Origin of the sequence: Hymenobacter perfusus (genome assembly GCF_003944765.1) — a bacterium.
Classification (GTDB): Bacteria; Bacteroidota; Bacteroidia; order Cytophagales; family Hymenobacteraceae; genus Hymenobacter; species Hymenobacter perfusus.
Map to the genome: position 1 here is coordinate 103,086 of NZ_RWIU01000007.1, position 12,919 is coordinate 116,004.

Below are 12,919 nucleotides of genomic sequence, written 5' to 3' on the forward strand. Positions count from 1 at the left end.
TTGAGCACGGGGCCGTTTTGTGTGGTTGTCATTCCGAGCGGAGCGAGGAATCTGGGTTTCGGCGTGAGTAGCCTTACCCAATTCACCCAGATTCCTCGCTCTGCTCGGAATGACACGCGGTGTATGCGTTAAAACTACCGTTTAGCGGCGGCCAGGGCGGCTTCGCGGGCTTCCTGCTCGTGCAGGTCGCGGGGGGCATCCTGGGGGCGACCGGGGCGGTTACGGGCGGTAAAGAGCACGTAGAGGCCCATAAATACCAGCGGCACGCTCAGCCACTGGCCCATATTCAGGGTCATGCCCTGCTCAAACGCCACCTGATCCTCTTTGAAGAATTCCACCACAATCCGGAACGTGAACAGCAGCACCACAAACAGCCCGAACAGCTGACCGCGCGGCGTGTGCTCCTTGGTGCGGTTCCACATGGCATACAGTACCACGAACAGGAACACGCAGAACAGCGACTCGTAGATCTGGGTAGGGTGGCGCGGCACGGCTACCTGGGTGGCCGGAGCTACACTCCCACTCACGGGCTGGGTTTCGTAGGCAATCTTGCCATCGGGCTGGCGCACGCGCTGCACGGCCACCGAGCCAGCGGGCACGGGCTGGTCGGGACGCGGCTCCTGCAGGTGTTCGGTGTCGCGGGGGAACACAAAGGCCCAGGGCGCCGTGGTGGGCTGGCCCACAATTTCGGAGTTCATCAGGTTGCCGATGCGGATGAGCGCGCCGCCCACGGCCACCACCAGCACAATCCGGTCGAGGGTCCAGAGCACATCGAACTTGTTGTTGCGGCTGAAGAGCCACACGGCGAAGATGATGCCGATGGTAGCCCCGTGCGAGGCCAGCCCGCCTTCCCAGATCTTAAAGATGCTCAGCAGATCATCCTTGTACTGGGCCCAGTCGTAGAAAAACACGTGGCCCAGGCGCGCACCCAGCACCGTGCCAATCAGCACGTAGATGGTGATGACATCGACCCAGCGCGGCGACACTTTCTCGGACTTGTAGATGTGGCCCAGGATGAAGGTTCCCACCACGAAGCCCGACATGAACAGCAGCCCGTACCAGCGCAGCGTGAGCGGCCCGATTTCGGCCAGAATAGGGTTCGGACTCCACAGAATGGCACTTAGCAAACTCATACGCAGGAAAAGTAAAGGGTCAGATCAGGAAGGAGAAGACAGCAGCTGCACGCTGCCATCCACGTATACTTTGGCCAGAAACGGCCGGGGCGTGCGGAGTGCAAACCGGCGCAGGCGCGGCAAAGCCCGCACCACGCAGGCCGCCAGCTCGGCACTGGTGAGGCCCTTGGCCACGATGATGAACGTGCCCGCCCCACTGGCCAGCAGGGCCTGCTGCTCCAGCGGGTTGTAGCGGATGCGCCGTTCCTGGGTGAGCACGCACAGGCCCCGGGCCGCCACGGCCGGCAGCCACTCGGTATCGGGCGTTTCGGGGCGGAACAGGTCGGCGTGGCTTACAAAAGTAGCTTGCTGCTCGCGCAGCGCGGCCTGCACCCGCGGCATGGCCACGGTGCGGTCAAGGAAAAATACGGGGTCAGGCTGCGGCTCCAAGCTCATAACGAATTGCTTCTTCCACGGCGCGGGTAGTCAGGCCGAATTCTTCGGCAATGTGCTGCACCGAGTCGCCGGCGCGGTACAGGCCCACCACCACATCCACGGGCACGTAGTTTTCCGTGAGTACGGGCCGGCCGAAGGCAATGGTGGGGTCAACGGCAATAAGCGTGGGCAACGTCTCGGCCCCTATCCCCAGACCGGCCGTGCTGCCATACACCGGAAACAGGCGCAGCGGGAACCCGTCGGCGGCCCGCTCGATGCGGCGCAAATACGCTTCCACCAGCTGCCGGATGGTCATCTGGCCCCGGCGCGAGGCATTGATGAGCAGGTTTTCGTCTTCCAGGGCCCGCACAAACAGATCCACGCCGTCGGTTTCGAACTGGTGCTGGGCCAGCGGGTTTTCCGATTGCAGCTCCTGCCGCACGAACTGCACCGCATGGCGCACCCGTTGCAACGAAATGCCGTGCTGGTGCCGGATGGCGGCCAGCACGTGTACTTCCACCAGGTTCAGAAACGACAACCCCTCGGCACTGGCCGGCTGCACCAGCGCATCCTCGGCCCGCGTCCAGGCCTGCACCGTGGTGGCAGCCAGCCCCGTGAGGTGGGCCACCTGCCGCGCCGAGTACACCGGCAGCCGGTAGGCCTCGCGTTCCTGGTATAGTTGAGTCAGACTGCTTGCCGCCACGGTGCTGTTCAGAGTTGAGCTACGAAAGTACAGGGTTTACCGCAAAACCGACCTTTTCTTCCTGTCATCCCGGCTCAGCCGTTACAAGTGGAACGACAACCAGTCCGGCGGCTGCCAGCCGTCGGGCCGGTTTAAGCGTGCTGACGTTGTTACGTCGTCGTTCGGGTGTTAGCTAACGACAACCGGCCCGACGGCTTACAGCCGCCGGACCGGACGTACACGGCAAAACACCGATTCTTACAGCGCGTTCAGCTCCTGAGTGAAGCCGCCGCTCAGGATGGGGAAACGCAGCCAGGAGCGCGGGTCCACGTTATAATCGTCGAGGTGGAAGGCGGGGGCGTACCGCTCGCGCTTCCACTGGTTGCGGCTCCAGAGCGAGTAGAAGCGCTTGACGTAGGTTTTGAGCTGCTCCGCATCGGCTGCGGGGTCTTCCTGCACCAGCGTGGCCAGCACCTGCCGGGGGCTGAGCCGGTCGTAGAAGGCCAGCCGCTCGATGCGGTTGAGCAGCGGGTAGGGCATCAGGTCCCGCTCGTCGGTTTGCTTGTCTTCGAGGGGGCGCAGCTCGGCGGTGGGCTCCAAGTTGTTCACGTGGCGCAGGGCCGGGTAGTTCAGCTCCGTTTCGGCCCAGCGCAGCCACTGCTTCACGAAGGCCTTATCCACGCCCGCAATGGGCGAGATGGAGCCGGCCGTGTCGCCGTCCATGGTGCAGTAGCCCACGCTGGCCTCCGAGCGGTTGGAGGTCGTCATCAGAAGGCAGTTTTGCACGTTGGCTAGCAGCCAGATACCGGGGGCGCGCACCCGGGCTTGAATGTTCTGCAGGGCCAGATCATCGGTCTGCCAGGTCAACTCACGGCCCAGCGCGTGCTCAATCTTGCCCACGTAGCCCGTCACCTCTTCGTCAATGGTCCAGTCATAAAATACGGCTCCAATGGAATCGGCCAGCTCTTTGGCTGAGTTGAACGTGTCGTCGGAGGAGTTGACGGTGCCCTGGTAGGCACAGGTGAGCAGCCGGTTGGTTAGTTGTTGGTTGATGGTTTTTTGTTGTTGGTCTGGGTCCGACACCGAGGCGTCCTGCGGTCCGGGCGCGTTCTGGTCGGGAACCGAAGCCACGGGGCCGGCTAGTTGTTGATTTTCCTCGGCCGTGAAGCAGCCGGCCCGGCGCATAAACTCGGCGGTGCCCAGCTCGGCCGTGCCCAGGCGTACCAGCTCGGCCACGGCCACGGCGCACATCACCGAGTCGGCCCCGCCGCTCAGGCTCAGCACGAAGCCCCGGCTGCGGGCCTTGCGCAGGTAGTCGAACAGGGCCAGACTCAGGGCCTGGTTCAACTCCCGGTACTCGTCGGGGGCGGGCTGGGCGGCAATTTCGGCGGCGGGCTCCAGGGGCTGGCTGAAATCCACGTCCACGAACTCCATGTCCACTTCCTTGAAGCTCATGAGCTGGTTGCGCAGCAGTAGATGGCCGTTGCGGGCCACCAGAATTTCGCCGTCGTAAATCATGCGACCAGCCTCATTGCCCAGCAGGTTGGCGTAGAGGTAGGTGCAGCGGAAGTTGCGCGAGGCCTCCGTGACGAGGTGGTAGCGCACGTCGGTCTTGCTCATGGCGAAGTGCGAGGCCGAGGGGTTCACAATCAGATCCACCCGGCCCACGAGGCGGCAGGCGGGCCGCACGTCGTCGGGCCGCCACGCATCCTCGCAGATTTCAAACCCGAACTTCACGCCCTGGTGCTCGAAAATCATGTCCCCCAGGGTCCACTCCTCTCCTTGCCAATGCACCGTAGTCGTTTCGCCGGCCGGCCAGGGGTGGAAAAAGCGGGGCTCGTAGTGCACGCCTTCATTGGCCAGAAACTGCTTGGCCGCAAAGCCCAGAATCTGTCCGTCGCGCAACACGGCGGCCGTGTTGTAGGTGCGGTGGTTCAGCCGCACCGGCAACCCCACCACCACGCAAATGCCCTCGGTCCAAGGCCGCACCTGCTGCAGATACCCCAGCGCGGCCTCAGGCAGCCAGTCACTCAGAAACAGGTCCTCGCAGCCGTAGCCCGTGAGGCACAGCTCCGGCAGGCACAGCAGCTCCACCCCGGCGGCCTTGGCCTGGGTGATGGCCTCCTGAATGGTGCGCAGGTTGTGGGTCCAGTCAAACGGTATCTGGTTGAGGGCGGCACCGGCTATTCGCATGGGTTCGGGGGGAAGGTTGGTTCTGCAAAACAACTCCATTTCCCCGGATTGAGTAACCACCGCGCCTTCAGCGTAAACCACCGCGTCCTCTGCGGGCTAAAATCGTAACAACGACTTAGCCCGCAGAGGACGCGGTGGTTTCGCAGATGACGCAGTGGTCTTATACTCCCAGCGTCTCCAGAGCCCGCTCGGCGGCGAGTTGCTCGGCCTGCTTCTTACTCAGCCCCATGCCCAAGGCGACCGGGCTTTCGTCCACGATAACCGTGGCCGAAAACTCCATCACGCCGCCGGGGCGGGCTTCGCCGGTAAGGTCGTAGCGCAGGTTTTTGCCGTTGCGCTGAGCCCATTCAATCAGCTTGCTCTTGAAGTTGGTAGTCGTCTGGGTCATTGCCTTCACGTCCACGTAGGGCTTGATGAGGCGGCTGAGCACAAACTTGCGGGCCGTTTTGTAGCCCTGATCGAGGTACACGGCGCCTACTAACGCCTCCAGGGCGTTGCCGTTCACGGAGCGGGACCGGGCGGCCCGGCCCTGAGCGGCATCCAGCTGCACCAGCTTGTCGAGGCCGATTTTAAGGGCAATGGCGTTGAGGCTTTCCCGGTTTACAATGCGGCTGCGCATCTCCGTCAGAAAGCCTTCCTGCTCGTACGGAAACTTGCGGAACAGGTACTCGGCCACGGCCGTACCCAGCACCGCGTCGCCGAGGAACTCCAGCCGCTCGTTGCTTTGGTGGCGGGCCTGCTCGCCCTGCTGGCGCACTACCGAGGAATGTGTGAAGGCGAGTTGGTACAGGCGCACATTGTCGGGCGTGTGGCCCGTGAGGGTGGCAATAGCCTGCCGAAAAGCCCGGTCACGGCCCAGCAGTCGGCGAAAAAAACCGAATAACGGCAGGGGCTGACCGGGCTTTGGCATTAGTCGCGCACTTTACGGAAGATGACCGACGTATTGTGGCCACCGAATCCGAAGGTATTACTCATGGCCACGTTCACCTCGCGGGGCTGGGCTTCGTTGAATGTGAAGTTCAGCTTGGGGTCCAGTTCGGGGTCGTCGGTGAAGTGGTTGATGGTGGGCGGCACCAGGCTGTGCTGCATGGCCAGGATGCAGGCCACGGCCTCAATGGCCCCGGCTCCTCCCAACAGGTGGCCCGTCATGCTCTTGGTAGAGCTGATGTTCAGGTTGTAGGCGTCCTCACCGAACACTTTCTGAATGGCCTTCACCTCGGCCCCGTCGCCCAGCGGGGTGCTGGTGCCGTGGGTGTTGATGTAGTCTACGTCGGCGGGCGTGATACCGGCGTCGCGCAGGGCGTTCTGCATCACCAGCACTACGCCGTTGCCCTCGGGGTCCGGCGCGGTAATGTGGTAGGCATCGGCCGACATGCCGCCGCCAATCAGCTCGGCGTAGATTTTGGCTCCACGGGCCTTGGCGTGCTCGTATTCCTCCAGAATCAGCGAGGCGGCGCCTTCGCCCAACACAAAACCGTCGCGCTCCTTGTCGTAGGGGCGGGAGGCTTGCTCGGGATTATCGTTTCGCTCGCTCATGGCCTTGAGGGCGTTGAAGCCGCCCACCCCCGATTCGGTGATGGCCGCTTCCGAGCCCCCGGTCACCATTACATCGGCCATATTCAGGCGGATATAGTTGAAGGCCGAGATGATGGAATCGGAAGAAGAGGCACAGGCCGAGGTAGTCACAAAGTTCGGACCCCGGAATTTATGGCGGATGGAGATATTGCCCGACGCGCTGTCGGCAATCATCTTCGGAATGAAGAACGGGTTGAAGCGGGGCGTACCGTCGCCGTTGGCGAAGGCAATGCACTCGGCTTGCAGGGAGGTGAGCCCCCCGATACCAGAACCCCAGATAACGCCCACCCGATCCTTGTCCACTCCCTCCAGGTTGGCATCCTGAATGGCCTCATCGGCGGCAATCAGGGCAAACTGGGTGAAGATGTCCATTTTCCGACCTTCCTTGGTGGGAAAGTACGTGTCGGGGGAGTAGTTCTTCACTTCGCAGGCGAAGCGGGTTTTGAACTTGCTGGCGTCGAAGCGGGTGATGGGGGCGGCCCCACTCACGCCGGCTCGCAGGCCTTCCCAATAAGCGGGTACGGTGTTGCCCAGCGGGGTAATGGCACCCAGGCCGGTCACGACAACTCTCCGAAGAGACATAGGCTGGCTCAGAGAAGCGAAAGAAAGGAAATCACTAAAAAGCAAAACGGCCGGCGGCAGGCCGGCCGGTAAGCACTTGGGCAGTACTTCGGTAGTGAGTAAGTGGTATTGAGTATGCCGGAATGTCTGACAGCTCAGCGGAATCTAACTACTCAATACCATTTACTCAATACTAGACTACTTGGCGTGCTCTTCGAGGTAGCTGATAGCCTGGCCCACGGTGCCGATGTTTTCAGCCTGATCGTCGGGGATAGACACGTTGAATTCTTTTTCAAATTCCATGATCAGCTCAACGGTATCGAGCGAGTCAGCGCCCAGGTCGTTGGTGAAAGAAGCCTCCGGCGTTACTTCCGAAGCCTCTACGCCGAGTTTATCGATGATGATGGCTTTTACTTTTTCTGCAATTTCAGACATTTCCGTGGGGGTTTAAGGAAAACTCGGCACAAATAACACCATCTTCGCTAACATTGTCAAACTTCGTCCCTTGAATCTTCCGGGTGCAAGATTATGGCCCGCGGGGTTCCACGCGGGTACTGCGGTGCGTATTTTTGCGTTTCCTTCCTTTTGCCGCTGCCCATGAAAACCCTCACGCTGGAGGTGGAGTACGAGTGCGACTTCGACCTATTCGGGCTTGTTTCATCGAGCCGGGAGCACACACTGGCCTGGGTGCTCAACCGCACCTTGCACCTGCGCCTGGTGAAGCAGCAGGACCTGATTTACGACCTGCTGCACAAGGGCCGTCTCGTCATCAGCAACTACCTGCACGCCACCGAGCACTACACCATGCGCCTGCTACGCAACCGCTCCGTGGACCCCTCGCCCCTGAAAAAGCCCTTCCTGGCCCCCGATATCAAGGAGTACGACTACCTGCTGCAGGTCAGCACGGGTACCAGCAGCCTGCCGCCGGAGGCGTTGCTGGGGCAGTTGGCCGCGTTGCCCGAAGTGCAGCTGATCAGCCAGTTTGACCCGAATGACCTTAAATTCAAAGAAAATCTGCTCTTTTGAGTTTTGAAATAGATTCTCATCTCGAGTCCTGCGAAGGGCCTTATTCCGCTGGCGCAAGTCGTTACGACGCTTGCTTTCTACCGGGCTAAGGTCCTTCGCCGCGCTCAGCAGACTGGGAATATCACCTACTACAGTCACGAATTTTTGACCATACCACATCTCATGGAATCTCGCCCGCATTTCAATAGAACCAAGATAATTGCCACCGTCGGCCCCGCCTCCAACACCTACGAGAAGCTCGGGATGCTGATGCGGGAGGGCGTGGACGTGTTCCGGCTCAACTTCTCCCACGGCAGCCACGAAGACCACCTCTCGGTGATTAACACGGTGCGTCGTCTCAATAAGGACATGCGCACCAACGTGGGCCTGCTCCAGGATCTGCAGGGCCCCAAAATCCGCCTCGGTGAAGTAGAAGGTGGTGGGGTGGAAATCAAAGCCGGCGACAAAATCAAGCTGGTGTGCGGCGAAAAGGAAATCAGCACGGCCACCCGCCTGAGCACGATTTACCTGGGCCTGGCCCGCGACGTCAAAGCCGGCGATATGATCCTCATCGACGACGGCAAAATTGAGTTGCGCGTGCTGGCCACCGACCGGGACAAGGAAGTAGACGTGGAAGTAATCTACGGCGGCCTAGTGAAGCCCCGCAAAGGCATCAATCTGCCCGACTCCGAGGTATCGGCCCCGTCGATGACGGAGAAGGACATTGAGGACCTGAAATTCGGCCTGGAAAACGATGTAGACTGGATTGCGCTGTCGTTTGCCCGCCGCGCCGAGGACATCCGCTTCATAAAGAGCCTGATTGCCGAGAGCGGCAAGACGGCCCGCGTGATTGCCAAAATCGAGACGCCCGAAGGCCTCAAGAACCTCGACGAAATCATTGCCATCACCGACGCCGTAATGGTGGCCCGCGGCGACCTGGGCGTGGAGGTGAAGATGGAAGAGGTACCGATGGCTCAGAAAATGATTGTGGACAAGTGCAACAAGGCCGGTAAACCGGTAATCGTGGCTACCCAGATGATGGAGAGCATGATTACCGCGCCCCGCCCGACCCGCGCCGAAACCAGCGACGTAGCCAACGCCGTCATCGACGGGGCCGACGCCGTGATGCTCTCCGCCGAAACGGCTGTGGGTGCTTACCCGGCCGAGGTAATCCGCTCGATGGTGGGTACCATTATGAGCGTGGAAACCCAAATGCCCACGCTGTTCCACCACTGGCACCCCATCTCCCCCGACGCGCCGACCTTCATGGTCGACAGCGTACTGTCGGCGGCCTGCCACCTGGCCAAAAACACGGGTGCCAAAGCCATTACCGGCATGACGCATCGGGGCTACACCGCCTTCCAGATTGCCAAGTACCGTCCCAAGGCGCACATCTTCATCTTCACCGATAACCGCTCCCTGCTCACTACCCTGAGCCTGGTGTGGGGCGTGCGGGGCTTCTACTACGACCGGATGGTGAGCACCGACAGCACCGTTTCGGACATCAAGTACGCCCTGACGACCACCGGCCACCTGCAGAAAGGTGACATCTTCATCAACACCGCATCCATGCCCATCAACGAGAAGGGCAAAACGAACATGGTGAAAGTGAGCGTGGCGTAAGCACCGCTTTGCTTGAAGCAAAAAGCCCGCGTAACAGCTGTTACGCGGGCTTTTTGTGGCTAAACGGCTTTTTCGGTCCGGCGGCGGTACGCCGTCGGGCCGGTTGTCGTTAGCTGATGTTGTTACGACTTCGTTTAGGTGAATCGAACAACAACCGGCCCGACGGCGTATCGCCGCCGGACCGGCATATTGACCTTATGGTTTTACCACAATGCAGGAAGGCTCCGAGCTTACGCCCGGAGCCTTCATCTATCAAGAGCAGATAGCCGATTAGCTACTTACGCAGCCAGCGACTTCACGAACTTAGCCAGCTTCGATTTGTTGTTGGCGGCTTTGTTCTTGTGGATGATGTTCTTCTTGGCCAGACGGTCCAGCATCGACGATACTTTCTTCAGCAGCTCCTGAGCAGCCGAAACGTCGGTGGTAGCACGCAGTTTCTTAACGGCGGTGCGGGTAGATTTAGCCTGGTAACGGTTCAGTACGCGCTTTGCTTCGTTGGAACGGATGCGCTTGAGGGCCGACTTGTGGTTTGCCATGAGGATATGAAAAAGGTCTTCTGCTCGAATTCAGTTCAATTGAGGAGTGCAAAGGTAAGGCTTTGATTGGAAATAGCAAATAGCAAATGGAAGTCGTAACGAATACCCGGAGCTGCCCCACCGCCCCGGCTTTCCCGGCCGGTCGAACTTTTCGGCGGTTATTTGTGCTGTCAAAGTCTGTTTTGCGTATCTTATTTGCCGTTCCCGCCGGGCATTTCTGATTGCGCATCCCTAGCCGTTTTCGCCATGCCGCTCATTGCCGACTCCCCTTACCAAGCGCCGTTTTACCAGTTCAACGGCCACCTGCAAACCATCATCCCCAGCCTCTGGCGCACGGTGCCGGAGGTGCGCTACCAGCGCGAACGGGTGGAAACCGAGGACGGCGACTTCCTGGACCTCGACTGGTCGCGCCGGCCCGACGGGCAGCCTTCCGATACGCTGGCCATTGTTTCGCACGGTTTGGAGGGCGACGCCGGTCGGCCCTACGTGCGCGGGATGGTGCGGGCCCTCAACCACGCCGGCCTTGATGCGCTGGCCTGGAACTACCGCAGCTGCAGCGGCGAAATGAACCGCCTGCTCCGCTCCTACCACCTCGGCGACACCGATGACCTGGATTTTGTGGTGCGCTACGCTCTGGGCACAACCCGCTACCGCCGCGTATTCCTGACGGGTTTCTCGGCCGGCGGCAACGTGACGCTCAAGTATCTGGGCGAAAACCCGGCCCGGGTGCCGAAGGAGGTACAGCGGGCGGCCGTTTTTTCGGTGCCGACTGACCTCAAGGCCAGCTCATACCAGATTGGCCGCTTCGAGAACCGGGTATATCTCAACCGCTTCATGAAAACCCTGCGCGCCAAAATGCGTCAGAAAGCGGCCCTGCTGCCCGGTCAGGTAGACCTCACCGACCTCGACGCGCTACTAGACTTTCCCCAGTTCGACGACCGGTTTACGGCTCCCATGCACGGCTTTAAGTCGGCGGATGCGTACTATGCGCACGCCAGCTCCGGCCAGTATCTGAGCGGCATCCGGATACCCACGCTGCTGGTAAACGCCCAGAACGACCCGTTTTTGCCGCCCTCCTGCTTCCCCCGCGACGCGGCCAGCGGCAGCCCCTACCTGTTCCTGGAAACCCCCACCGACGGCGGCCATGTCGGCTTCGGCGAGGGCACGCCGGATGGCGACTATTATTCTGAGCGTCGGGCGGTACAGTTTCTGACGGTGGAAGTACCAGGATGATGGTATAAAATACTCGCACGGGCTACGGTCCGGCGGCTTTTTTAGCCGTCGGGCCGGTCGTCGTCAGCTGACTTAGCCCTTGTTCCTGGCCATAGCCGCTTCATTCGCTCAGCGACTGGTTCGACGGCTAAAAAACCGCCGAATCGTAATCCGCCCACAACCTGGGTTAGCCAGTGCCGAATGGCGGATATAGTACGATAACAGTATCCTTGCACCTTTTATCCAGTTACCTTTCATCCTTCCTGCACCAACCAGCGGAACCGCTCACGCACTGGTAGCTGCCCCTATTTCTTATGTGGATTTCTTCCCGCAAACGCTTAGCCCGCCTGGAGGCGGCCTGGCAGCAGCCAGCTTCGCGTTCCGCCCACCTTCCCTTAGTGGCTCGCTATTACGACCTCGTACAGCACGAGCCCACGTACCACCGCCTGCCGGACCAAACCTGGGCGGACCTGAACGGCGACCTGCTTTTTGAACTGCTCGATACCACGGTGAGCCGGATCGGTCAGCAGTGCCTGTACCACCGCCTGCGCAGTCCGCTCGCCGACGAGACCACCCTGCGCGAGTTTGATGATGCCGCGACGCTGCTGGCGCAGCACCCCGGGGCGCGTGGGCAGGCCCTGCTCGCCCTCGACCAGCTGACGGCTCACGAGGCGTACTACCAAGTCGATTTGATTAGCGGCGAGCCGCTCCCCACGGTGCCCGGTGCCCGCTATGCGCCGCTGCTCGCACTGGGGCTGCTGGCCACGCTGCTCGGAGGCTTTTGGTTACCCGTGCTCTGGCTAGGTACGCTTACGCTGGCCTTCACCAATGCGGTGTTTCATTTCTGGCAGCGCCAGTGGATTAGGCACTGTGTGCGCCCGCTGCTGCAACTGGGCCGCCTGCACCGGGCGGGGCGGGAGTTGCAGGCGGAGCTGCCTTTAGGGCCGCTCCAGCAGCTGGCAGCACCTCTGGCTCAGTTGGGAGCTTTCGTGCGGCAGGTGGCTTTCTTCCAGGTGGAAGACAGCTGGCTGCTGGAACTGCTCAAGATGCTGCTGCTGCTCGACGTGCTGCTGTATGCCCGTTGCCGGGTGGCCGTGCAGCAACATGCGCCCGCCATTCGGACGGTCTTTGAGGCGGTGGGCTACGTCGATTGCGCCCTGGCAGTGGCCAGCTTTCGCCAGCGCCACGTCACCTGCGCACCGCACTTTGGGCTGGCCGCCGAGGGCATCAGGCTGCAAGCCGGCTACCACCCACTGGTGCCGGGGTGCGTGCCGAATGACCTGACCCTATCCGAAGAAGGGGTTTTACTTACCGGCTCCAACATGTCGGGCAAAACCACCTTCATGCGCACGCTGGGCGTGAGTGCCCTGCTGGCCCAGACCATCGCCACCTGCCCGGCCACCGCCTACCGCGCCCCGTTTTGCCGGGTCCTCACCAGCCTAAGCCTGGCCGACAGCCTGCCCACGGGCAAAAGCTATTATCTGGTAGAAGCCGAAACCATGCGGCAGCTGCTGCTGGCCTGCGACGCGGCCCCCGACAGCTACTTACTGCTGCTGGATGAGTTATTCAAAGGCACGAACACCCAGGAGCGTATTGCCGCCAACAAAGCCGTGCTGGAATACCTGCAGCCCCGCAGCTGGGTAATGGCAGCTACCCACGACGGGGAGCTGGGCGCGCTATTGCAGGCCTGCTTTACCGAGTACCACTTCTGCGAGACGGTTACGGCGGAGGACTGGTATTTCGACTACCGCCTCAAGACCGGGCCGCTCACCACGCGCAACGCCATTCGGCTGTTGGCGCGCCTGCACTACCCGGCGCAGGTGGTAGCGGCAGCGCAGGCGCTTAGTGCCACGCTGGCTACGCAAGCGCAATCTGGCAGCCCGCAACAGCACCAGCTGGAAGAACTTGTTGTGGCGGCTGACTCTGCACAGTAGGTGAAAACAATAACCAGCCGAAAAGGCCCAACACAACAGTCGCAAGGTCTG

At 61.2% G+C, this 12,919-nt stretch carries 12 protein-coding genes; 4 read left to right on the forward strand and 8 right to left on the reverse strand.

Annotated features, from left to right (window positions below; translation table 11 throughout):
- Positions 1–134 precede the first annotated feature (134 nt).
- From lgt to EI293_RS18230, 7 genes are all read right to left on the reverse strand, one after another.
- Positions 135–1,133: a prolipoprotein diacylglyceryl transferase gene (lgt, locus tag EI293_RS18200; RefSeq protein ID WP_246010726.1), complete on the reverse strand. Its 999-nt coding sequence runs from the start codon at positions 1,131–1,133 to the stop codon at positions 135–137.
- A 24-nt stretch (positions 1,134–1,157) separates the two neighbouring features.
- Entirely contained in the window at positions 1,158–1,568 is a 411-nt protein-coding gene (locus EI293_RS18205; protein WP_125439982.1) for a PIN-like domain-containing protein, read from the reverse strand.
- Positions 1,546–2,250 (reverse strand): DUF433 domain-containing protein, encoded by a 705-nt coding sequence (locus EI293_RS18210; protein WP_125439983.1) that lies wholly within the window; start codon positions 2,248–2,250, stop codon positions 1,546–1,548. Before EI293_RS18210 ends, EI293_RS18205 begins: the two co-directional genes overlap by 23 nt.
- A 237-nt stretch (positions 2,251–2,487) precedes the next feature.
- Positions 2,488–4,422: an NAD(+) synthase gene (gene nadE / locus EI293_RS18215; protein ID WP_125439984.1), complete on the reverse strand. Its 1,935-nt coding sequence runs from the start codon at positions 4,420–4,422 to the stop codon at positions 2,488–2,490.
- A 160-nt stretch (positions 4,423–4,582) separates the two neighbouring features.
- Positions 4,583–5,332: a ribonuclease III gene (gene rnc / locus EI293_RS18220; RefSeq protein ID WP_125439985.1), complete on the reverse strand. Its 750-nt coding sequence runs from the start codon at positions 5,330–5,332 to the stop codon at positions 4,583–4,585.
- Positions 5,332–6,579, reverse strand: a complete 1,248-nt coding sequence (fabF, locus tag EI293_RS18225) for a beta-ketoacyl-ACP synthase II (RefSeq protein ID WP_125439986.1) — start codon at positions 6,577–6,579, stop codon at positions 5,332–5,334. Before fabF ends, rnc begins: the two co-directional genes overlap by 1 nt.
- A gap of 177 nt (positions 6,580–6,756) precedes the next feature.
- Positions 6,757–6,993 (reverse strand): acyl carrier protein, encoded by a 237-nt coding sequence (locus tag EI293_RS18230; RefSeq protein ID WP_019948606.1) that lies wholly within the window; start codon positions 6,991–6,993, stop codon positions 6,757–6,759.
- A gap of 162 nt (positions 6,994–7,155) precedes the next feature.
- On the opposite strand from EI293_RS18230, the gene EI293_RS18235 reads away from it, so the two are divergent.
- Together EI293_RS18235 and pyk are read left to right on the forward strand one after the other, a co-directional pair.
- Positions 7,156–7,584, forward strand: a complete 429-nt coding sequence (locus EI293_RS18235) for an IPExxxVDY family protein (RefSeq protein ID WP_170170436.1) — start codon at positions 7,156–7,158, stop codon at positions 7,582–7,584.
- A 162-nt stretch (positions 7,585–7,746) separates the two neighbouring features.
- Complete coding sequence (pyk, locus tag EI293_RS18240; protein WP_125439988.1) at positions 7,747–9,186, forward strand: pyruvate kinase; 1,440 nt, start codon at positions 7,747–7,749, stop codon at positions 9,184–9,186.
- A 278-nt stretch (positions 9,187–9,464) separates the two neighbouring features.
- On the opposite strand, the gene rpsT is transcribed toward pyk, so the two are convergent.
- Positions 9,465–9,722 carry a 30S ribosomal protein S20 gene (gene rpsT / locus EI293_RS18245; protein WP_044001080.1) on the reverse strand — a complete coding sequence of 86 codons (258 nt, stop codon included), beginning with the start codon at positions 9,720–9,722 and terminating at the stop codon, positions 9,465–9,467.
- 246 nt (positions 9,723–9,968) lie between these two features.
- Here rpsT and EI293_RS18250 point away from each other — a divergent pair, with 246 nt between their 5' ends.
- Together EI293_RS18250 and EI293_RS18255 are read left to right on the forward strand one after the other, a co-directional pair.
- A complete protein-coding gene (locus EI293_RS18250; protein ID WP_125439989.1) occupies positions 9,969–10,955 on the forward strand; it encodes a YheT family hydrolase in 987 nt (328 codons plus the stop codon).
- Positions 10,956–11,248: 293 nt separating this feature from the next.
- Entirely contained in the window at positions 11,249–12,868 is a 1,620-nt protein-coding gene (locus EI293_RS18255) for a MutS-related protein (protein ID WP_125439990.1), read from the forward strand.
- Positions 12,869–12,919 lie beyond the last annotated feature (51 nt).

Coding starts and splice junctions, on each gene's coding strand:
- lgt (WP_246010726.1), bottom strand. CDS start 1,133: ATGAGTTTGCTAAGTGCCATTCTGTGGAGTCCGAACCCTATTCTGGCC.
- EI293_RS18205 (WP_125439982.1), bottom strand. CDS start 1,568: ATGAGCTTGGAGCCGCAGCCTGACCCCGTATTTTTCCTTGACCGCACC.
- nadE (WP_125439984.1), bottom strand. CDS start 4,422: ATGCGAATAGCCGGTGCCGCCCTCAACCAGATACCGTTTGACTGGACC.
- rnc (WP_125439985.1), bottom strand. CDS start 5,332: ATGCCAAAGCCCGGTCAGCCCCTGCCGTTATTCGGTTTTTTTCGCCGA.
- fabF (WP_125439986.1), bottom strand. CDS start 6,579: ATGTCTCTTCGGAGAGTTGTCGTGACCGGCCTGGGTGCCATTACCCCG.
- EI293_RS18230 (WP_019948606.1), bottom strand. CDS start 6,993: ATGTCTGAAATTGCAGAAAAAGTAAAAGCCATCATCATCGATAAACTC.
- EI293_RS18235 (WP_170170436.1), top strand. CDS start 7,156: ATGAAAACCCTCACGCTGGAGGTGGAGTACGAGTGCGACTTCGACCTA.
- pyk (WP_125439988.1), top strand. CDS start 7,747: ATGGAATCTCGCCCGCATTTCAATAGAACCAAGATAATTGCCACCGTC.
- rpsT (WP_044001080.1), bottom strand. CDS start 9,722: ATGGCAAACCACAAGTCGGCCCTCAAGCGCATCCGTTCCAACGAAGCA.
- EI293_RS18250 (WP_125439989.1), top strand. CDS start 9,969: ATGCCGCTCATTGCCGACTCCCCTTACCAAGCGCCGTTTTACCAGTTC.
- EI293_RS18255 (WP_125439990.1), top strand. CDS start 11,249: ATGTGGATTTCTTCCCGCAAACGCTTAGCCCGCCTGGAGGCGGCCTGG.